The sequence below is a fragment of the Alcaligenes sp. WGS1538 genome (assembly GCF_043187505.1).
Taxonomy (GTDB): Bacteria; Pseudomonadota; Gammaproteobacteria; order Burkholderiales; family Burkholderiaceae_B; genus Alcaligenes.
Window position 1 is genome coordinate 3,342,245 of sequence record NZ_CP171109.1, and the last position, 20,895, is coordinate 3,363,139.

A 20,895-nucleotide genomic window follows, 5' to 3' on the forward strand; every position below is an offset into this window, starting at 1 on the left:
TGGAAGCTATGAACATCACCGCGCTGTCTGAACTCGAACGTGCCCGTTACTACATGGTCGAACAACAAATCCGGCCCTGGAACGTGTCCGACGAAAACGTGCTGCAAGCCCTGTTCTCCGTCCAGCGCGAACGCTACGTTCCCTCGACCCTGCGCTCGATGGCCTTCTCGGACACCGAGCTGCCCCTGATCATCAACGCCGTGGACACCCACGAGACGATGCTCTCGCCCAAGGTCGAGGCCCGGCTGGCCCAGGAACTGCAATTGCAGCCCACCGACGGCGTGCTGGAAATCGGCACCGGCTCGGGCTACCAGGCCGCCCTGCTCGCCCACCTGGCCCAGCAGGTCACCTCCATCGAAATCGACAGCAAGCTGGCCGCATTCGCCCAGGAAAACCTGCAGCGCAACAATGTGCGCAACGTCAAGGTCGAAGTGGGCGACGCCCACGCCGGCTGGGGCACCACCGAATACGACGCCATCCTGGTCACCGGCTCCGTACCCGCCATCCCCGACGCCCTGAAGTACCAGCTGTGCGTCGGCGGCCGCCTGGTCGTGGTGGTGGGCCAGAATCCCGTCATGACGGCCGTGCGCATCACCCGCACCAGCGCCGCCAGCTTCGAGACCACCCCCCTGTTCGACACCTGGATCAAGCCTCTGCGCGGCACCGCCGTGTCCCAGTTCCGCTTCTGAACCAGGCCGGCATGGGGTCCGCCATCCGCCTGCAGCTGTGCATTCTGGCCTTCGGCGTCCTGGGCGGCGCCGCCCAGGCCCAGGACCTGCTCCAGATCTGGAACCAGGCGCTGGCGCGCGAACCGCAGTTCGGCGCCTCCCAGGCGGCCCGGCAGGCGGACCAGGAACTCGTTCCCCAAAGCCGCGCCAAGCTGCTGCCGCAGGTCACCGCCACCGGCACGGCTGAATGGCAGGAACGGCGCCAGACCAGTCAGCTCTCCAACCGCAACTCCACGGACCGCGCCGCCTGGACGCTGGCCTTGAGCCAGCCCGTCTACAACCGCAGCGCCTGGGCGCAATACGAGCGCGCCCAGCTTCTGGCCCGCAGCGCCGACGTTCGGCTGTCGCTGGACAGGCAGGACTTGATGCTGCGCGTGAGCCAGGGCTATTTCGACGTGCTGGCCGCGCAGGACGCGCTGGCCACCCTGAAGGCCCAGCAGGCCGCCATAGACGAACAACTGCGCGCCGCCGACCAGAGCTTCCAGCTGGGCGGCGCCACTATTACCGACACCTACGAGGCGCGTTCCCGCCTGGACCTGACGCGCGCCAGCGTGCTGCAGGCGGAGAACGCCCTGCAGGTCGCTCAGGACAAGCTGGCCGCCCTGACCCTGGAACGCCCCGGGGAGCTGGCCCGGCTGCGCAGCCCGCTGCGCCTGCCCGCCCCGCAGCCGGCGCGCCTGCAGGACTGGCTGGACCAGTCCACCCAGTCCGGGCTGGCGGTGGCGCTGGCCGAGCTGAACGCGCGCGCCGCCGAGGAACAGCTCAAGAGCACCCAGGCGCAGCACCAGCCCACGCTGGCCCTGAAGGCCCAGACCGGCAGCGGCAGCGACCAGACCTTGTTCGGCCAGACCGGCGGCGGCCCGCGCTCGCTGAACAGCTCCGTGGGACTGGAACTGAGCATTCCCATCTTCCGGGGCGGCGAGACCTCTTCGCAAGTGCGCGAACAGACCTCGCGCCTGCAGCAGGCGCGCTATCAGCAGCAGTTCGCCGTGCAGCAGGCCATCCAGCAGACGCGTCAGTACTTTTCGGGCGTCACCACCGGCCTGGCCCGCGTGCAGGCCCTGGAAGCCGCCGAAAAATCCAGCCTGGAATCCGTGCAGGCCAATAAACTCGCCTACGAGATCGGCGTGCGCGTGAACATCGACGTGCTCAACGCTCAGCAACAGCTGTACGAAACCCAGCGCAGCCTGTCCCAGGCCCGCTACGATGTCCTGATGAACAGCCTGCGCCTGAAGGCCGCCAGCGGCACGCTGGACGAGAACGACCTGCGGGCAGTCAACGAACTGCTCGATTCCCCCCGTACGACGCAACCCTGAATCCACGCGTCGGATCGGATCAAAAAGTGATCTGATCTTCTTTCCAAAGCTCAGTGCATACCCGGATAGGGAAGTCCCTGTCTCGGGCGCGCGCTCGCGTCCCGGCCCTGGATCCAATCCCTTTCACCAGTTCTTTCCAGTCAACTGATAAAAAAGGATTTTTCATCTGGCCCCACGCCATGGGTCCAAGCCCGCCCGCTTCGCCTGACTCATTCATGCAAGCTCGTTTCAAGGCTGGACCGGCAGCCGGGCATCTTGTTTTCAAATTACATGTCGATATGATTCAAATCATCAAATGATCTGATTTGATCGTACGCGACAGCCTTGCATCCGTTGCCGTCCCGTGCGGACCCGTTGGACCCATTGCCAACCACCCGGAAAGATCCACCAGAGATCCAGGGGAAACGGAGACCATTCCATGAAATTTCTCAGAAAGCTGGACCGGCACCTGGAGCGCTGCCTCATGCTCTGGCTCTATGCCTTCGTCGTCATCGTCATCGTCGTCGAAGTGCTGCGGCGCTTCGCCCTGGACTACTCCTCGCTATGGGGGGAAGAGGCCGCCCGCTACGCCTTCATCTACCTGACCTGGATTGGTGCGGCCGCCGCCATCAAGAGCAACGGCCACATCCGCATCGACCTGCTGTTCAACCTGCTGCCGCCCCGGGGCGTCGCCCTGCTGAACATCCTGGCCGGCCTTTGCACCGTCGTCTTCGCCGTCTTTGCGCTGCGCCTGTCCTGGGAGCCCGTGGCCGTATCCATGCAGTACGACTCCGTCACCGACGGCCTGCGCCTGACCAAGGCCTGGTTCCTGTTCGCCGTGCCCTTCGGCTTCACGCTGGTGCTGCTGCGCGCCGTGCAGATGACCTGGATCAGCGTGAGCGACCTGCTGCGCGGTTCTGTCACCCTGCCCGACAGCAAACTTTTCGACTGAGGGAGCAAGCATGCTTTATTCCAACTACAGCGCCGAGCTGAATGTCGGCATGGATGTGGCCGGCCCCCTGTTGCTGATGCTGGCCCTGTTCGCGCTGGGCGTACCCATCTGGGTGTCCCTGGGGCTGACCGGACTGGCCATGCTCTGGTTCACCGGCGCCCTGCCCCTTTCGCTGCTGGGCGAGAGCCTGTTCAACGGCGTGGACGCCTTCGCCCTGATCGCCATCCCGCTGTACCTGCTGACCGGCGACGCCCTGGTGCGCACCGGCCTGTCGGACAAACTGCTCAACATCGCCGAAGCCACCATGGGTTCGCTGCGCACCGGCATGGGCACCTCCACCGTCATGGGCTGCGGCTTCTTCGCCTGCATTTCCGGCTCCGATGCGGCCGGCTGCGCGGCCGTGGGGCGCATCACCTTCGGCCGGCTGGTGGAGAAAGGCTATCCGCCCGCCTACGCCGCCGCACTGGTGGCGGCCGGCTCCTGCACCGGCATCCTGATCCCGCCGTCCATCGCCTACATCATCGTGGGCCTGGTCCTGGGCGTGCCGGTCACCAGCCTGTTCCTGGCGGCCGCCATTCCGGGCGTGCTGGTGCTCGTGGCCATCATGATCACCAACATCCTGATCAACCGCTGGCGCGGCTACGAGCAAAGCAGCCAGCGCTTCGACTGGGGCCGCTGGCTGGCCGCCATGTGGGACGGCAAGTACGCCCTGTCCATTCCCGTGGTCATCCTGGGCGGCATCTATTCCGGCTTGTTCACGCCCACCGAGGCGGCCGCCGTCGCCGTGCTGATCACCTTGGCCATCGGCTTCTGGAAGAAGACCATCACGCTGGCCGACATTCCCAAGATGCTGGCCAGCTCGGCCAAGGTCAACGGGGTGATCGTGCCCATCATCGCCGTGGCCCTGCCGCTGGCCCAGGCCCTGGCGCTGGTGGAAGTGCCCCAGGCCTTCGCCGGCATGATCAGCGACTACACCAGCGACCCGGTGCTCATCATCCTGCTGATGCTGGCCATCTTCATGCTGGCCGGCTGCTTCATGGAAGCCACGCCGAACATCGTCATCCTCTCGCCCATCATGTATCCGCTGGCCATGGAGATCGGCATGGATCCGCTGCACTTCTGCGTGTTCATGATCACCACCCTGGGCATAGGCTTCATCACGCCGCCGCTGGGCCTGAACCTGTTCGTGATTTCCGGCGTGACCGGCCAGCCCATCCTCAACGTGGCCCGGCATTCGGTCGCCTACGTGATCGCCCTGGTCGCCGTGGCCCTGATCATCGCCTTCGTCCCGCAGCTTTCGCTGTGGGCCTTCTAGAGAGATACGCATGTCTTTACTTGATTCCCTGTTTTCGCTGGAAGGCCGCCACGCCCTGGTCACCGGCGGCGGCACGGGGCTGGCGGCCGAGATCGCCCGCGCCCTGCATGGGGCCGGCGCCCGCCTTACCCTGGTCGGCCGGCGGGCCGCTCCCCTGGCCGAACAATGCGAGCGCCTGAACGCGGTGCGCCCCGGCACGGCGGATGCGCGCCAGGCCGACCTGTCCGATCCCCAGGCCATCGCCGTCCTGGCCGCGGAGCTGGGCGACGGGCAGAGTCCCGACATCCTGGTCAACGCCGCCGGCGTCAACCTGCGCCAGCCCGCCCAGGCCACGTCCCTGCAGGACTGGGACTACACCCTGCGCCTGAACCTGACCGCCCCCTTCCTGCTGGCCCAGGCCCTGGCGCCCGCCATGCGCCGGCGCGGCTGGGGCCGCATCGTGAACATCGGCTCGCTGCAGTCGGTCCGCGCCTTTCCCGACAGCATGGCCTACGGCGCCACCAAGGGCGCCATCGTGCAGCTGACCCGCGCCATGGCCCAGGCCTGGTCCGGCGACGGAATCACCTGCAACGCCATCGCGCCGGGCCTGTTTCCCACCGCCTTGACACAGGCGCTGTACCGCGACCCGGAACAACTGGCGCGCATGGCCGCCTCCACCTGCGTGGGCCGCAACGGGCAGCTGGAAGACCTGCACGGGCTGGCGATCTACCTGTGCAGCCCGGCCTCCTCGTTCATGACCGGCCAGACCCTTTTTCTCGACGGCGGTTTCACCGCCCGCTGACCTTTCACTGGTTTTCACTTACCCGGAGATGCCGTATGACTTGCCAGCTCATCGACCTGACCACCGAGACACCCTGGTGGCGGCTCGAGACCGATGACCAGGAACTGCAGACCATGGACCCCCGGCAGGCCGTGCGCATGCTGGAACAACTGCTGCTGATCCGCCGCTTCGAAGAACGCCTGTTGAACCTGAGCGTGCTGGGCGTGCTGCACGGCCCCGCCCACTCCAGCATCGGCCAGGATGGAGCCGCCGTGGGCGCCCTGTCCATGCTGGGATCCCAGGACAAGATCAACGGCACCCATCGCATGCACCATCAGTTCCTGGCCAAGGCCCTGAACCACGCCTGCCCGGCCGACTACGATCCGCTGCAACAGGACTATCCCGCCGCCATGCAGGAAGTGGTCATGCGCACCTACGCGGAAATCCTGGGCCTGACGCCCGGCTACTGCGGCGGGCGCGGCGGCTCCATGCACCTGCGCCATCCCGAGGCCGGCATCTACGGCTCCAACGCCATCGTGGGCGGCAATCCCTCGCACGCCGTGGGCTACGCCTTCGCCGACAAACTGCGCGGCCGCCCCGCCGTGTCCGTGGCCTTCTTCGGCGACGGCGCCACCCAGAGCGGAGCCTGCTACGAAGCGCTGAACCTGGCCGCGCTGTACAAGACCAGCACCATCTTCTTCATCGAGAACAATCTGTACGCCGTCTCCACGCACGTCAGCGAACAGACCCGCGAGACCCGCCTGTCGGCCCGCGGCCTGTCGCTGGGCGTGCCGGCCATCGAGTTCGACGGCATGGACGTGCTGGCGGCCCGGGCGGCCATGCGCGAGGCGCTGCGCATCATCAGCGAACAGGGCGGCCCCGTGCTGATCGAGGCCCGCACCTACCGCTACCTGCACCAGTCCGGGGCGCAGAAGGGCAGCGCCTTCGGCTATCGCGCCAAGGACGAAGAGGCCCAATGGGCCGAGCGCGACCCCATGATCGTCTATCCCCGCCAGCTGATGGCCCGGGGCCTGCTGGATCAGGAGCAATTCCAGGCCTTGTCCGCCAAGATGGACGCGGTTCTGGACGCCGCCCTGGACGTCCTGGTGCAGGACCACGCCGGCAAGCAGCCGCGCATCCGCGCCGAGCTGTGGCCGCGCCCCGAGACCGTGGATTACGGCATCCGCGGCGATCTCAGCGAACTGAACGGCCTGCCGGTCCTGGAGCAGGAGAACCTGCCCGCGACACGGCGCCGGCCCGCCAAGTTCGTGGACGTGATTTCCGCGGCCATGCTGCGCAACATGCAGCGGGACGACGGCATCGTCATCTTCGGCGAAGACGTGCACCGCCTGCGCGGAGGCACCGCCGGCGCCACGCGCAATATCGGGGAACAATACCCGGACCGCCTGATCGGCACGCCCATCTGCGAGAACGGCTTCACCGGCCTGGCGCTGGGTGCGGCGCTCAACGGCCTGCGGCCGGTGGTGGAGATCATGTACCCCGACTTCTCGCTGGTGGCCGCCGACCAGTTGTTCAACCAGATCGCCAAAGTGCGCCACATGTTCGGCGGCGAATTCCCGGTCCCCGTGCTGGTGCGCAGCCGCATGTCCGCCGGCACGGGCTACGGATCCCAGCATTCCATGGACGCGGCCGGCCTGTTCGCCCTGTATCCCGGCTGGCGCATCGTCGCCCCCTCGCGCCCCCACGACTACATCGGCCTGCTCAACGCCGCCCTGCGCTGCCACGACCCCGTGCTGATCGTCGAATACCAGGACCTGTTCCGCAATGTGGACGATGTGCCCGCCGACGAATGGGACTACATCGTGCCCTTCGGCAAGGCCCGCATCGCCCGCCCCGGCCAGGCCTGCACGGTGCTGACCTACGGCAATATGGTGGGCATGGCCTGCCAGGCGGCCGAGCTCAGCGGCGTGGACGCCGAAGTCATCGACCTGCGCAGCCTGGACGCCGCCGGCATCGACTGGGAATGCATCGAGGCCAGCGTGCGCCGCACCCAGGCGCTGGTCGTCGCGGAGCAGACCACGCGCGGCACGTCCATCGGCTCGCGCCTGATCAGCGACGCCCAGGCCCGCCTGTTCGACTGGCTGGACCACGAGATCGTCCACGTGACCGGCTCCGAGTCATCCCCTGTCGTCTCCAAGGTGCTGGAGGCCGCCGCCCTGGCCAATCAGGACGATCTGGCCCGGGCGCTCGTCCAGCTCCAGCGCACCCGCAACCCCAACTGGAGTCCCGAACATGCCAGCCAGGATTGATGACGCCCTCATGCACCATACGGCGCTGAGCGTGCATGATTTCGACCGCGCGCTGCGCTTCTACACCGGCTTTCTCGGCTTCGAGGTGGAAGGCGAGATGGACCAGCGCCGGGAGCCCGCGCTGGCCACCGTGGTCGGCCTGCCCGGCGCCTGCATACGCTGGGCCATGCTGCGCCTGGGAAGCCAGCGCATCGAGCTGTTCAAGTACTACGAACCCGTGGGCGATACGCAGCCCCGCCGCCAGTGCGACCTGGGCTACAACCACATCGGCTTCGTGGTGTCCGACGTGGATAAGGTCTACGAGCAAGCCGTGCAGGCCGGCTACGCCTGCGTCTCCCCGCCGCAGACGCTGCGCAACGGCGCCACCCGCGCCTTCTACCTGGCCGAGCCCGAGGGAGCCGTGACGGAATTCATCCAGTTCCTGGACGCGCAGGCGCCCGGGGCGCCGGGAGAGCGCCATGACTGATCGCCGCATCGCCTTCATCGGCCTGGGCACCATGGGCCTGCCCATGGCGCTGAACCTCGTACGCGGCGGCTTCCAGGTGCAGGGCCACGACCTGAATCCCGAAGCGCTGGCGCAACTGGCCGGGCAAGGCGGCCAGGCCTGCGCCGACATCGCCCAGGCCTGCCGCCAAGCCGGGCTGATCATCACCATGCTGCCGCGCGAAGAGCATGTGCGCGCCGTGCTGCTGGGGGCCGATGGCGTGCTCGAGCACGCGGCGCCCGGTGCGCTGGTGGTGGAGATGAGCACCATTTCCGTGGCCGGCAGCCAGGACATGGCGACGCAGCTTGCCCGGGCCGGCATAGACATGATGGACGTGCCGGTGGGCCGCACCCCGGCCGACGCGCGCGCCGGCACCCTGCTGGCGCTGGCCGGAGGCACCGCGCAGCAACTGGAACGCGCCCGGCCCGCGCTCGATTGCATGGCCGACCGGGTGCTGCATCTGGGGCCGCAAGGCAACGGCGTGCGCATGAAGATCATCAACAACTTCATGTCCATGGTCGGCATGGTGATGACCGCCGAGACCCTGGCCCTGGCCGAAGCCAGCGGCATCGATCCGCTGCTGGCCGCCGAGGTCCTGCAGAACACCACGGCCGGCCGGGGACAGATCAACGTCAACTATCCGCGCAAGGTGCTCAGCGGCGATGTGAGTCCCGACTTCCCCATCCACCTGGGCCTGAAGGACATCAGCCTGGGCGTGCAACTGGGCCGCGAGCTGGGCGTGCCCCTGTTCGTCGGCCAGGCCAGCCAGGCCCTGTTCCAGAGCGCCCAGAACCTGGGTCTGGCCAAGGCGGACTGCACCGCCATGCTGCTGGCGGTGCAGCAGCTTGCCGGGCGCATCCCTCTGATCCCCCTGCCCAAGGAGACGCCATGAACGCTCCCCGCTCCCGCCTCTGCACGCGCCTGCTCGGCGCCCTGACCCTGCTGCTGTTCGCCGCCTTCGTCCTGAACCTGCTCCTGGGCAAGCTGCACGCCCTGAAGCTGGGGACCTTCCCACGCCTGGACGACGCGGCCGAATTCCTCGTGCTGCTGCTGGCGGCCGGCAGCTTCGTGGCCTACACCTGCAGTCTGCCGTCCCGCTGATCCCTATACCAGCGCCTTGAAGCGCAATCCACAGGAGACAAGCATGAAAACCACCCCATCCCCCTTGCTGAGCGCCCCCGAGCGCCGCCGCTTCCTGAAGCTGAGCGCCACCACGGGCTTCACCGTCGCCGCGGTCGCCGCGGGCGGCGGCGCGCTGTTCAGTCCCGAGGCCGTGGCGCAGACCAAGAACGAGGAGCGCGAACGCGCCGAAGCCGCCAAGTACACCATGACCATCGCCACCTCCTATCGGGTGGGAACGGACCGCACCTTCCCGGTGATGCAATTGCACCTGAAGGAAAACATCCAGAACGCCACGCGCGGACGCATCTACGTCAAGCTGGTGCCTGGCGGGGCCATAGGCTCGGACTCCGAGCTGGCGCAGAAGGTGCAGGCCGGCACCATCCAGGGCGCCCAGCACTCCATGTCCAATTTCGCGCCTTTCGCGCCGGCCGTGGACCTGATCAACATGCCCTACTGGTGTGGCGACAATCAGCAATTCGTGAATCTGGTCAGCTCCAGGGCCTGGGCCGAGCACGTCAACCAGCGCGTCGAGGCCAACGGCTTCAAGCCCTTGCTCTACCAATGCGTGGACCCGCGCACCATCTCGCTGCGCAAGGGATTCCGGGATACGCCCATCCGCACGCCGGAAGACCTGCGCGGCATGAAATTCCGCGTGCCCGGCTCCAAGATCCTGGCCCAGGTATACCGTCTGATGGGCGCCAACCCCACGCCGGTGTCCTGGGGCGAGACCGCCTCGGCCATCCGCCAGGGCGTGGCCGACGGCCTGGACCCCAACGTCATGGGGCTGAACCTCTTCGGTTTCAAGGAAATCATCTCCCACGTCTCCTTCATCCGCGCCGTGCCCGACGGCGGTGCCTACTCCTGCAACCTGAAATGGTTCCAGAGCCTGGACAGCGACACCCAGGAGGCCTTGCTGTGGGCCGCGCAGATCACCTTCCTGCAGAACATGGCCCATGTGCCCGCCGCGCGCGAGTTCGCCATGGCCGAAATGGAGCAGGCCGGCGTGCAGTTCTACCACCCCAGCAAGGACGAGCTCGCCCAATGGAAAGAAGCCGCCGGCGCACAGCGCAGCGAATGGGACGATATGAAGAAATCGCTGGTCGGCTCGCTGGATGTCTTCGAACAGCTCAACCAGGCCGCCAACACGCCAAGCCGCTACTACGTGCACGACGTCTGACACGCGGGGCGGGCCGCCCGCCCATCCACTCCCGACACTGGATCGATACTGCCATGACTTACCTGAAAACCCTGACATTGCCGCCTACGGGCGAAGTGGCCGACGCCGCCCGCGTGGTGAGCTGGCTCGTCCAGCCCGGGCAGGCCTACGCGGCCGGCCAGGTGCTGTTCGAGCTGGAAACCGACAAGTCCATCATCGAGATCGCCGCCGAAGAAGACGGCGTGCTGCTGGAGCATTGCGTCGCCGAAGGCGAGATGCTGGAGCCGCTGGGCGTCTATGCCAAGGCCCAGGTCGAGGGCGAGCCCCAAGAGCCCGCCCCTGACGAGGCCCCGCCGCCGGCCGCCACGAGCGCCGCCCCGGCAGGCATCACTGCAAGCGCCCCTGCTGACGCCTCTGCGCAAGTCCCTGCGGCCGTCCCTGCAGACGCTACGGCCCGTGTTCCGGGCGCCCGCATCCCCGCCACGCCCGCCGCCCGCCGACTGGCGCGCGAAAACGGTCTGTCGCTGCAAGACATTCCCATGCAGTCCCGCCGCGTGCAAGTGGCCGACGTGCAGGCCCAGCTGCGCACGGGCGGCGCGCCGGGCCAGTCGCCGCGATTCGTGCTCATCCATGGCATCTTCGGCGACGCCAGCGCCTGGTCAGGCCTGCAAAGCCAGCTGCGTCGCCAGAATCTGGCGGTGCAAACCCTGGAGCTGCCCGGCCACGGCGCCAATCAGGAAGACCTCAGCCGGTTGGAAGACATCGTCCAGGATTGCGCAACGCGCCTGAAGAACGGCGAGGGCGGCCCCATCGTGCTGGTAGGCCACTCTTTCGGCGGGCTGGTCGCCGCCCACCTGGCCAGACGCGCCGACCTGCCCGTGCGCAGCCTCGTGCTGATCGCCCCGGCTGGCATGGGCACGCGCATCAATCAGGACTTCCTGGACGGCATGCTGCACGCGCGCACGCCGCAGGCCCTGCAACGCGAACTCAAGCGCCTGACCGCCGAGAGCGTCCCGCTGTCGGACACGCAGCTGGGCGGTATGCTGGATCACATCGAGCGCCGCAAAGCCACGCTGGCGGGAATCTGTGCCGAACTGGCGCATGCCGGCGTCCAGCAGCACGACCTGCTGCCTGTCCTGGAGCAGCTGACCGTGCCCGTCACACTGATACAAGGGCGTCAGGACGCCATCGTCAACTGGCAGGACGCGCTGGACGCGCCCGCCCAGACCAGCCTGCATCTGCTGGCCGACGCGGGCCACATGCCGCAATGGGAAAAACCGGGGCTGGTGGCCCGCCTGGTCGTGAACGGCGCGAATCGCAGCCACGCCATGCATTGAACAGGCCGGAGCCCGGCGGCCAGCCCGCCGGGCGGACGATCAGTCGTAGCAGAACGCGAGTTGCCGGGCGGCGTCCTGCAGATGCGGCAGCTCTCCTCGCAACTGCTCCACCGTGACGCGCGCCCGCGGAGCCGCGATCGCCACCGCCAGAACGGACTGCCGGGAGCCGGTCGGAATGGCCACGGCCATGCCCAGCACGCCGCTCAGGAACTCCTCCTGATCCAGGGAGACGCCCTCCCGGGCGATCTGCCGCAAATGCCGGCGCAATTCATCCGGGTCGGTAATGGTATTGGGGGTATAGGCCTGCAAGGACAAGGCGCCCAGGTACTTGTCCTGTTCGGACTCCGACAGCTGGCTCAGAAGCATTTTGCCCACCGCCGAGCAGTGCAGGGGCACGTGGCTGCCTGGCTCCAGCCGGAAAGCCAAGGGCCACTGGGCCTCGACGCGGTCCAGATACTGGGCCTGGCCATTGACGATCATGGCCACGTTGCAGGTCTCGCCAGTACGCAAGGACAGCGTGCGCAGGACTTCGTGGCGCGGGCCGCGCCGCACCTGTTCGGCCACGGCGCCCACGGACAGGCGCACCAGGGCGTCGCCCGGCATCAACTGGCTGCGGCGGACGTCACGCTTCAGGTAGCCCAGGCGTATGAGCTGGGCGATCAGGCGATTGGTCGTGGGGCGCGACAGCGCCAGCGCATCGGTGATCTGCGCGGCCGAAGGCGGGCTGGGCGACAGAATCACCATCTCCAGCACCTTGAGCGCCTTGCCCAGCACGCCGGCCTTGTCGGCGGCGGTCGCGCCGTCTTTTTCGAGTTGTTTGACCATGCCCCAGTGTAATCAATCTTGACCACTTTCGACATAAGCCCGGCCGCGGGAAATCCGCTATTGCCGCAGCTTCTTCACCAGCGCCGTCGTGGAGCGCTGGAACTCAAAAGGGATGGCGCGGGCCTCGCCGCCCCAGCTGCGCACCAGCGCGGTTTCCGGCAGCACTTCCATGTCGTAGTCGCCACCCTTGACGATCAGGTCCGGCCGCAGCGCGGCGATCAGGGCTTCGGGCGTGTCCTCCCGAAAGATGACCACCGCGTCCACGCAGGCCAGCGAGGCCAGCAGCGCGGCCCGGTCCTGCTCGCCATTGATGGGGCGTTCCGGACCTTTGTTCAGGCGGCGCACCGAGTCATCGGCATTGACGCCCACCACCAGCGAGGCGCCCAGTTGAGCGGCCTCATCCAGATAGGTGACGTGACCCCGGTGCAGCAGGTCGAACACGCCGTTGGTAAAGACCAGCGGGCGCGGCAGCCGGCCCTGGGCGATGGCCAGGACCAGCGCGTCGCGATCCAGTATCTTGGCTTCGAAGCGCGCCGTCATGTCAGGCCGGAACCAGGGACTCGGGCGCCGCCTGACGCGTCAATTCCTTGCGATAGCGGTTCAGGTCCTGAACCGTTTCGAAGGAGCCGCCCAACAGCAAGGACATATTGTGCAGGATGCGTGTGCTGACCTTGTGCTCCCATTCCTTGTCGAAGCGGATCTGGCTGTCCAGCCAGTTCTCCAGCCAGCCCGGCGAAGGCAGCTTGGACTGCACGGTGTCCTGGGGATAAAGGGCCTTGTTCACGTGCAGGTTGGTCGGATGCAGGGCCTGGGCCGTGCGGTGGGCCGAAGCCATCAGCACGCCGATCTTGGCAAAGGCCATGCGGGCCTGCAGGCCGAACTCCTGGCCCTTGTGCACCAGGGCGCGCTTCATGTAGCGCAGGTAGGCGCCGGCGTGGCGGGCTTCATCCTGGGCCACGATCTTGTAGATGGCCTTGATGACCGGCTCGGTGTGCCAGTCGGCGGCGCGGCGATACCAGTGATTCAGGCGCACTTCGCCGCAGAAATGCAGCATCAGCGTCTCCATGGCCGGCGCCGGATCGAACTCGAAGCGCACCTTGTGCAGCTCTTCCTCGGTAGGCATGAGCTCGGGACGGAAACGGCGCAGGTATTCGATCAATACCAGGGAATGCTTCTGTTCCTCGAAGAACCAGACCGACATGAAGGCGGAGAAGTCGCTGTCGTCCTTGTTGTCGCGCAGGAACATCTCGGTGGCCGGCAGGGCGGCCCATTCCGTGATGGCGTTCATCTTGATGGTGTAGGCCTGCTCGTCGCTGAGCTTGCTGCCGTCAAAATCGTCCCAGGGTATGTCGTGCGACAGGTTCCAGCGCACCGCCTCCATGGATTTGAACAATTCGTGGTAGAGCATAACGATTCCTAAAAAGAATCAAGCGGTTCCTTGACGGCGGCGCGAAGGCCGGCCGGACAAGGCTGCAAGAGGCCGGCGCGGGAAAACGGCCGGCAGCCTGCGTCCATCGTAGAACCTGTGGTTATCAGAAATATGTCAGTCAAAGAAAAAGACCGACGCGTCGCGTGGAACAGACAGTTCATCGTCCCGCCAACGCCCAGATGGCAATGCCAAGCGCCACGGCCAGCACGGCGCACAGCACCGTGAGCAGGCGATTGGTCTGCTGCTGCGACTGGCGCAACAGCCTGAGTTCCTGGTTCAGCGTCTGCCGTGTATCGGGCCTGTCCAGGTTGGCATAGACCAGACGCGGGAGCTGCGGCAGTATCTGGGCCCACTGCCCCGCTTCCTGTCGCAGACGCTGGTAAAAGCCGGACGGACCGACGCGCTGGTACATCCACTTTTCCAGATAGGGTTTGGCGGTGTCCCACAGATCCAGTTCCGGATCCAGGTCCCGCCCCATGCCCTCCACGTTCAGGAGGGTTTTCTGCAGCAGCACGAGCTGCGGCTGGATTTCGACATTGAAGCGCCGCGAGGTCTGGAACAGCCGCAGCAGCACCTGTCCCAGCGAGATCTCCGACAGCGGACGATCGAAATAAGGCTCGCACACGGCCCGCACCGCCCCTTCCAGTTCCTCTTCGCGCGTCTGCGGCGGCACCCAGCCCGATTCGATGTGCAACTGCGCCACCCGGCGGTAGTCCCGGCGGAAGAAGGCCAGGAAGTTCTGGGCCAGGTAGTTCTTGTCGAATTCGGACAAGGAGCCGACGATGCCGAAGTCCAGGGCGATGTAGCGGCCCAGGGTGTCCGGCGCATCGGACACGTAGATATTGCCGGGGTGCATGTCGGCATGGAAGAAGCCGTCGGCAAATACCTGGGTGAAGAAGATTTCCACGCCCTTGCGCGCCAGGTCCTTCAGATCCACATTGGCGGCGCGCAGGCGGTCGATCTGGTTGATCGGAATGCCCTTCATGCGCTCCATGGTGAATACCGAGGAGGCGCAATATTCCCAGATGACTTCCGGGACGATCAGCAGTTCGGCGCGCTCTTTCACCAGGGAGAAATTCCGGCGCAGCTGGCTGCAGTTGGACGCTTCGCGAATCAGGTCCAGCTCGTCGTTCAGGTACTTGTCGAACTCGGCCACAACTTCGCGCGGCTTCAGGCGCCGGCCGTCGGGCCCCAGATGCTCTATCAGGCCGGCGAGCGCGCGCATCAGGCGCAGGTCCTTGTAGATGACTTCGTGCATGCCCGGACGCAGCACCTTGACGGCCACCTCGCGCCCGTCGTGCAGCTCGGCGAAGTGCACCTGGGCGATCGACGCCGAAGCGATGGGCTGCATGTCGAAGCGCTTGAACAGCTCCTGAGGCGGAGCGCCCAGCGCCTTGTGAATGGTGGCGGCGGCCACTTCCGAGGGGAACGGCGGTACGCGGTCCTGAAGCAGCGCCAGTTGCTCGGCGATGTCCAGCGGTATCAGGTCGCGGCGCGTGGACAGCACCTGGCCGAACTTCACGAAGATCGGGCCCAGGCTTTCCAGCGCCAGCCGCAGGCGCACGCCGCGCGGCAGCCGGGGCGCGCGCCCCAGGCGCACGATGCGCAGCAACCGGAAGGCCCAGGGGTGGCGGATGCTGGAGAGCACGAGCTCGTCCAGGCGATAACGGAAGGCGACCAGAAGAATGGTGAACAGGCGGCTGAACGAAAACATGGTCAGTGCTCCCGCCGCTTGGTTTCAGCCTGCTCGAGGCGCCGCTCCAGCCCGTCCAGCCGGGACAACAGGCCTTGGGCTTGCCCGCGAAGCCGCTCGAATTCGGAATGCGGCACCAGCAGTCCGCTTTCCTGCGACAGGTACTCCGTGACATTGTCCGCAAGGCGCTGGCCCAGATCGCGCAGGCCTGCAAAAGCCTGGCGCGCGCCGCCGACGAGGCGATGCGCCATGACATCGCCCACCAGCCTGGACAGGTCCTCTTCGGCGTCCCAGCGCAGATTGGCGGCCAGGTCCGACACCAGATTGGCCAGGCCGGCTTCGCCCTGGACGAGCATGAGTTGCGCAACGCGACTGAAATCGCCGTCCTTGAGCACCTGCGGCAAATCCGGCAGGCGCTCGGCCGGCAGGGTCAGGATGACGTCCGGCACCACGGCCGGATGCCCCAGGTCCAGTTCGCCCAGGGAGGTGATCGTGTAGACCAGGCGCAGGCGTCCCAGCACCAGCGCCACCGTCTTGCCGGAATGGGCGCGCAAGCGATCGCGCGCCCATTGCTCGCGGCGCAGCAAGGCATTGAGCAGGCGCACGCCCACGGCGGCAGGGTCGAGGAAGGAAGGGATAGCAGGCATGTCCATGTGGGCTCGCTGCCGACGCCAGCAAACCAGTCAAATGAAAAACAGTCAGTTTAACCCGACATAGACACAGTTCGATGCACGGAACTGAAGGGATAAGCGCGCCCTGGCTGCGGGCCAAGGCAAGCGCCCATCCTTGTGACAACAGCCGCCTTCCATGTTCAGAGGCGGCTGTCTCTGCGGCCACGCCGATCAGGCGTTGGGGTCGACCGGGATCTGCTGGATACCGGCCAGCAGCCAGCCGGCGCCATCGGCCTTGAAGAGATTCCATACTTCTTCGAAGCGGAACGCATCGGCGCCGGCTTCTTCGCGCAGCATGCCCGAGTAGCGCACGCTGGCCAGGTGGCCGTCGGCCACTTTTTCTATGCCCAGCAGTTCGGCATTGAGCAGCACCACTTCGGTGACGTTGTCGCCTTGGCGCTGCAGGATCTGCGGCGCGGCTTCCTTGAGCAGGTCATCGGTCAGGTAGTTGCGCAGCTGGTCCAGGTCGCCCTTGTCCCACAGCTTCTGGATTTCCACGAACTGCTTCTTGGCATTGGCCAGGAAGGTGGGGGTGTCGAAATCGCCGGGAATGAACCAGCTCTCGTCCACTGGCGGGGCCGGCACGGCGGCCACGGCGGCGGGCGCAGCGGCAGGCGCGGCGGCCGGAGCGGGATTGGACTGCTGCCAGGGCGTGGGCGCCTGGCTGTTGCGCATCATGGGCTGGGCGCCGGCGCCGGCCTGCTGCATGGCGGGCCGGGACGAGGAACCGCGCAAGCGGCGCACGATGAACAGGACCGCGAACACCACCAGGCCGATCAGCAGCAGGCTGGACATCATTTCCAGGAAGGCGCCGCCCAGGCCCAGGCTGGACAGCAGCGCGGCAATGCCCAGGCCGGCGGCGATGCCGGCGATCGGGCCCAGGAAACGCGACATGCCGCTCTTGGCGGCCGTGCCGGCTGCGGCGGCGCCCGCCGCCGCGCCGGCGGCCGGGGCCGCCGAGCGCGTCGTGTTGTTGGCCGCGGCCGGAGGCGTCACGGCGGAACGGTTCTGGGTGATGTTGGAAGACTGCCGGCCCATGCTGGAACCGCCGCCCATGCGGCGGGCTTCCGCATCATACGACACCGTCAACATAGCGCCGGTGCTGACGGCCAGCACAGCGGCCATGAAGAAACGAGAAAGTCGGCTAGACATAGTGCAAGACTCCTGGCTGACATGACCTGCCTGCGACACCGGACCTTGTCCGCTGCGGCCTGGGGCCACCCCAGTCGATTGTTCAAGAAAACTTACGGAAAGCTGAACATTACCATGACACTTTCCACCATACCAGATTTTTTTCAAGGGATCAGGTGAAAAAGACAACGGCACCCGCGGGTGCCGTGATTGTCTGCGAAAGCCGGGCTCAGTCCAGGCGCACGCCTTCGTGCAAAGCCGCGATGCCTGCGGTCAGGTTGAAATACTGCACCCGTTCCAGGCCCGCCTCGCGCATCATGCCGGCCAGCGTTTCCTGGTCGGGATGCATGCGGATGGATTCGGCCAGATAGCGGTAGCTGTCCTCGTCCTTGGCCACCCATTTGCCGATGCGCGGCAGGATGTTGAAGGAGTACCAGTCGTAGGGCGCCTGCAGCGGCTTGGCGATGCGCGAGAATTCCAGCACCAGCAGCTTTCCGCCAGGACGCAGCACCCGTTTCATTTCCGCCAGGGCGCGGTCCTTGTGCGTCATGTTGCGCAGACCGAAGGCCACCGACACGCGATCGAAGTATCCGTCCGGAAAAGGCAGGTGCTCGGCGTCGCAGACCGCCGACGGCGTAAGAATGCCCTTGTCCTGCAGGCGGTCGCGCCCCACGCGCAGCATGGAGCTGTTGATGTCCGTGTGCCAGACTTCGCCGTCGGCGCCGGCCTGGCGCGCGAAGGACTGGGTCAGGTCGCCGGTGCCCGCCGCGATGTCCAGCACCTTCATGCCCGGACGCACGCCGGCCCGACCTATGGTGAAGGCTTTCCAGATACGGTGCAGGCCGCCCGACATCAGGTCGTTCATGATGTCGTAGTTGCCGGCCACCGAGTGAAAGACCTCGGCGACCTTGCCGGCCTTTTCATTTTCGGCGACGGTCTGGAAGCCGAAATGCGTGGCGGAATCCTGGGCGGAGGAAGTATGAGGGCGCTGTGTTTCCATAATGACGTAATCGTAACGCAGATTTCCGGCGCCGGAAAAAAAAGTGACGAGGCGCCCGGCCGCATGCGCATGTTGCAGTTTCATGCACGTTCACAAACCTGAAACATTTGCGCCATATGATGGCGGCATATCCTAGGGTGAACCGACTTTGCAACACCCCCGCAGCCCTTTCACTTCTCTATCGGACCTGCCTGAAGAAACAATGAGTACAAGCATATTAGTCGTGGAAGACGAACCCGCGATCCAGGAACTGATTTCAGTCAATCTCTCTTTCGCCGGCCACAAGGTCTTGCGCGCCTTCGATGCCGAGCAGGCCCAGGTGCTGATCCGCGCCGAGCTGCCCGACCTGATCCTCGTGGACTGGATGCTGCCCGGTTCCTCGGGCATCAGTCTGGCGCGCAAGCTGCGCACCGACGAGCGCACGCGCCATATTCCCGTCATCATGCTCACGGCCAAGGGGTCCGAGCAGGACAAGGTGGACGGCCTGGAGGCCGGCGCGGACGACTACATCACCAAGCCCTTCTCCCCCAAGGAGCTGATCGCCCGCATCAAGGCCGTGCTGCGCCGCCGCGCGCCCCAGTTGACCGACGACATGATCACCATCGGCAACCTGCAGCTGGATCCGGGCACGCATCGCCTGTCCAGCGACGGCCTGGCCCTGACCATAGGCCCCACCGAATTCCGCCTGCTGCACTTCTTCATGACGCATACCGAACGCGTCTTCACGCGTTCACAACTGCTGGACCAGGTCTGGGGCGACCATGTCTTCGTGGAGGAGCGCACCGTGGACGTGCACATCCGACGCCTGCGCAAGGCGCTGGAACCCACCGGGCACGACAAGCATATTGAAACCATCCGTGGCTCGGGCTATCGTTTTGCCCTCTCCCCCCTGGAAAAAGCACCGGCAGCCTGACCCCATGCTCAGCACATTGACGTCTATTTTTCTCTGGGCCGTGTTCGGCGCCATCATGGGCTGGTGGCTTGGGGCCGCCACAGGCTTTGCCTGCCTGGCCTTCGGCCTGCTCATCATGGTGCTGGTCAGCGGGGCGCACGTGTCCCGCATCCAGAAATGGACGCGCAACCTGAACGATCCCCCGCCGCCGTCCATCGGCCCGTGGGACGCCATCCTGGCTCCGGTCTACCGCCAGCTGCGGCGCGACCGCCACGAGATCCTGGACCTGAACCGCCACGTGGACGGCATCATGATGGCCGCCGAGGCCCTGCCCGACGGCGCCATCACCCTGAACGCCGACATGGAATTGCAGTGGTGCAACCAGACCGCCTGCGAGCACATCGGCCTTAACCTGGCCACCGACCGCCACCACAGCATCTTCAACATCCTGCGCGCGCCCGAGTTCTCGCGCTACGCGCGCCAGTCCCGCTGGGACGGCCCCCTGCTGCTGCACATCGACAAGGACGGCCTGGAGAAGTCCCTGCTGCTCCAACTGACCCCTTACGGACTGGGCCAGTTCCTGATCGTCACGCGCGACGTCACCCAGGTCGAGAAGCTGGAAACCACCCGCAAGGACTTCGTGGCCAACGTGTCGCACGAGCTGCGCACCCCCCTGACCGTGCTGCTGGGCTTTCTGGAGACCCTGCGGGACATGCCGCCCGAAAGCCTGACGCCCGAGCAGCGCCAGCGCTACGAAACCATGATGCTGGAGCAGACCCGGCACATGCAGTCCATCGTGGCCGACCTGCTGACCCTGTCCACGCTGGAGTCCTCGCCCACCGTCGAGGGCGAGACCGTGCAGGTCAGCAACCTGATCCAGAGCGCGCTCAAGCAGGGCGAGGCCCTCTCCGGCGGACAGCACATCTTCGTCACCAACCTGGACCCCAACCTGGCCATCCAGGGCATGGAGAACGAGCTCAGCTCGGCCGTCTCCAACCTGATCACCAACGCGATCCGCTACACGCCCAAGGACGGCACCATCACGGTCAGCTGGTACATGCTGGACAACGGCGACGCCTGCTACTCGGTGCAGGACACCGGCATCGGCATCGCACCCCAGGACATCCCTCGCCTGACCGAACGCTTCTACCGCGTGGACAAGGGCCGCTCGCGCTCGACCGGCGGCACCGGACTGGGCCTGGCCATCACCAAGCACATCGTGGTGCGCCACAACGCCGAACTGCAGATCCAGAGCCGCCTGGGCGTGGGCAGCATCTTCACGCTGCGCTTTCCCAAGAGCCGCGTCCGCATCCTGGACAGCTAAGAGCCTGCGGACGTCGCATTGGCCCTACAATGAACGGCTCTACCCACGTTGGCGGCCGCGGGCCGCGCAGGAGCCAAGCATGTCGAACACAAGCGGGCTACGCCCATTCCATCTTGCCTTTCCGGTTCACGACCTTGCCGTGGCGCGGCAGTTCTACGGGCAGACGCTGGGCTGTCCGGAAGGACGCTCCTCGGACCAGTGGATCGACTTCAATTTCTACGGCCATCAGATCGTGGCGCACCTGGCGCCCGAGGAATGCGGCAGCAATGCGACCAGCGCCGTTGACGCCCACAATGTGCCCGTGCGCCATTTCGGCATCGTGCTCGACATGCAGACCTGGCAGGAACTGGCCGACAAGCTGGTGGCCCAAGGCACGGACTTCGTGATCGAGCCCTACATCCGCTTCAAGGGCGAGCCCGGCGAGCAGGCCACCATGTTCTTCCTGGACCCGTCCGGCAACGCGCTGGAATTCAAGGCCTTCAACAACCTGGACTCGCTGTTCGCCAAATAA

General features: G+C 66.2%; 21 protein-coding genes. 14 read left to right on the forward strand and 7 right to left on the reverse strand.

What is annotated here, in order from left to right:
• Window positions 1-8 precede the first annotated feature (8 nt).
• From ACF3ND_RS15520 to ACF3ND_RS15570, 11 genes are all read left to right on the forward strand, one after another.
• The gene (locus tag ACF3ND_RS15520) at window positions 9-689 is read left to right on the forward strand and encodes a protein-L-isoaspartate O-methyltransferase (RefSeq protein ID WP_394062015.1); all 681 of its coding nucleotides are present in this window, start codon (window positions 9-11) and stop codon (window positions 687-689) included.
• An 11-nt stretch (window positions 690-700) separates the two neighbouring features.
• Window positions 701-2,044 (forward strand): TolC family outer membrane protein, encoded by a 1,344-nt coding sequence (locus ACF3ND_RS15525; protein ID WP_394062017.1) that lies wholly within the window; start codon window positions 701-703, stop codon window positions 2,042-2,044.
• 418 nt (window positions 2,045-2,462) lie between these two features.
• Window positions 2,463-2,975: a TRAP transporter small permease gene (locus ACF3ND_RS15530; protein WP_394062019.1), complete on the forward strand. Its 513-nt coding sequence runs from the start codon at window positions 2,463-2,465 to the stop codon at window positions 2,973-2,975.
• A 10-nt stretch (window positions 2,976-2,985) separates the two neighbouring features.
• Window positions 2,986-4,290: a TRAP transporter large permease gene (locus ACF3ND_RS15535; RefSeq protein WP_394062021.1), complete on the forward strand. Its 1,305-nt coding sequence runs from the start codon at window positions 2,986-2,988 to the stop codon at window positions 4,288-4,290.
• Window positions 4,291-4,300: 10 nt separating this feature from the next.
• Window positions 4,301-5,071: an SDR family NAD(P)-dependent oxidoreductase gene (locus ACF3ND_RS15540; RefSeq protein ID WP_394062023.1), complete on the forward strand. Its 771-nt coding sequence runs from the start codon at window positions 4,301-4,303 to the stop codon at window positions 5,069-5,071.
• Between the two features lie 35 nt (window positions 5,072-5,106).
• Complete coding sequence (locus tag ACF3ND_RS15545; RefSeq protein ID WP_394062025.1) at window positions 5,107-7,320, forward strand: thiamine pyrophosphate-dependent enzyme; 2,214 nt, start codon at window positions 5,107-5,109, stop codon at window positions 7,318-7,320.
• The gene (locus ACF3ND_RS15550; RefSeq protein WP_394062027.1) at window positions 7,304-7,786 is read left to right on the forward strand and encodes a VOC family protein; all 483 of its coding nucleotides are present in this window, start codon (window positions 7,304-7,306) and stop codon (window positions 7,784-7,786) included. The genes ACF3ND_RS15545 and ACF3ND_RS15550 overlap by 17 nt, the downstream gene beginning before the upstream one ends.
• A complete protein-coding gene (locus ACF3ND_RS15555; protein ID WP_394062029.1) occupies window positions 7,779-8,696 on the forward strand; it encodes an NAD(P)-dependent oxidoreductase in 918 nt (305 codons plus the stop codon). Before ACF3ND_RS15550 ends, ACF3ND_RS15555 begins: the two co-directional genes overlap by 8 nt.
• Window positions 8,693-8,905, forward strand: coding sequence for a hypothetical protein (locus tag ACF3ND_RS15560; protein WP_394062031.1), 213 nt, complete (start codon window positions 8,693-8,695; stop codon window positions 8,903-8,905). Before ACF3ND_RS15555 ends, ACF3ND_RS15560 begins: the two co-directional genes overlap by 4 nt.
• A 43-nt stretch (window positions 8,906-8,948) precedes the next feature.
• Window positions 8,949-10,103, forward strand: coding sequence for a TRAP transporter substrate-binding protein (locus ACF3ND_RS15565; protein WP_394062033.1), 1,155 nt, complete (start codon window positions 8,949-8,951; stop codon window positions 10,101-10,103).
• Window positions 10,104-10,156: 53 nt separating this feature from the next.
• Window positions 10,157-11,419: an alpha/beta fold hydrolase gene (locus ACF3ND_RS15570; RefSeq protein ID WP_394062035.1), complete on the forward strand. Its 1,263-nt coding sequence runs from the start codon at window positions 10,157-10,159 to the stop codon at window positions 11,417-11,419.
• A gap of 39 nt (window positions 11,420-11,458) precedes the next feature.
• Here ACF3ND_RS15570 and ACF3ND_RS15575 read toward each other — a convergent pair whose 3' ends face one another.
• The 7 genes from ACF3ND_RS15575 to ubiE form a co-directional block, all read right to left on the reverse strand.
• Window positions 11,459-12,244, reverse strand: coding sequence for an IclR family transcriptional regulator (locus ACF3ND_RS15575; RefSeq protein WP_394062037.1), 786 nt, complete (start codon window positions 12,242-12,244; stop codon window positions 11,459-11,461).
• A 57-nt stretch (window positions 12,245-12,301) separates the two neighbouring features.
• A complete protein-coding gene (gene rfaE2, locus ACF3ND_RS15580; protein WP_394062039.1) occupies window positions 12,302-12,784 on the reverse strand; it encodes a D-glycero-beta-D-manno-heptose 1-phosphate adenylyltransferase in 483 nt (160 codons plus the stop codon).
• Between the two features lies 1 nt (window position 12,785).
• Complete coding sequence (locus ACF3ND_RS15585; protein WP_394062041.1) at window positions 12,786-13,652, reverse strand: ferritin-like domain-containing protein; 867 nt, start codon at window positions 13,650-13,652, stop codon at window positions 12,786-12,788.
• Window positions 13,653-13,830: 178 nt separating this feature from the next.
• Entirely contained in the window at window positions 13,831-15,387 is a 1,557-nt protein-coding gene (gene ubiB / locus ACF3ND_RS15590) for a ubiquinone biosynthesis regulatory protein kinase UbiB (protein ID WP_394062043.1), read from the reverse strand.
• A gap of 2 nt (window positions 15,388-15,389) precedes the next feature.
• Window positions 15,390-16,019 carry an SCP2 domain-containing protein gene (locus ACF3ND_RS15595; protein WP_394062045.1) on the reverse strand — a complete coding sequence of 210 codons (630 nt, stop codon included), beginning with the start codon at window positions 16,017-16,019 and terminating at the stop codon, window positions 15,390-15,392.
• A 189-nt stretch (window positions 16,020-16,208) separates the two neighbouring features.
• The gene (locus ACF3ND_RS15600; RefSeq protein WP_394062047.1) at window positions 16,209-17,189 is read right to left on the reverse strand and encodes a Tim44 domain-containing protein; all 981 of its coding nucleotides are present in this window, start codon (window positions 17,187-17,189) and stop codon (window positions 16,209-16,211) included.
• Window positions 17,190-17,397: 208 nt separating this feature from the next.
• Window positions 17,398-18,168 (reverse strand): bifunctional demethylmenaquinone methyltransferase/2-methoxy-6-polyprenyl-1,4-benzoquinol methylase UbiE, encoded by a 771-nt coding sequence (ubiE, locus tag ACF3ND_RS15605; protein ID WP_394062049.1) that lies wholly within the window; start codon window positions 18,166-18,168, stop codon window positions 17,398-17,400.
• 202 nt (window positions 18,169-18,370) lie between these two features.
• On the opposite strand from ubiE, the gene phoB reads away from it, so the two are divergent.
• The 3 genes from phoB to ACF3ND_RS15620 all read left to right on the forward strand — a co-directional run bounded on the left by phoB (window position 18,371) and on the right by ACF3ND_RS15620 (window position 20,895).
• Entirely contained in the window at window positions 18,371-19,081 is a 711-nt protein-coding gene (phoB, locus tag ACF3ND_RS15610; protein WP_394062051.1) for a phosphate regulon transcriptional regulator PhoB, read from the forward strand.
• Window positions 19,082-19,085: 4 nt separating this feature from the next.
• Window positions 19,086-20,384: a phosphate regulon sensor histidine kinase PhoR gene (phoR, locus tag ACF3ND_RS15615; protein WP_394062053.1), complete on the forward strand. Its 1,299-nt coding sequence runs from the start codon at window positions 19,086-19,088 to the stop codon at window positions 20,382-20,384.
• Between the two features lie 79 nt (window positions 20,385-20,463).
• The gene (locus ACF3ND_RS15620) at window positions 20,464-20,895 is read left to right on the forward strand and encodes a VOC family protein (RefSeq protein WP_394062055.1); all 432 of its coding nucleotides are present in this window, start codon (window positions 20,464-20,466) and stop codon (window positions 20,893-20,895) included.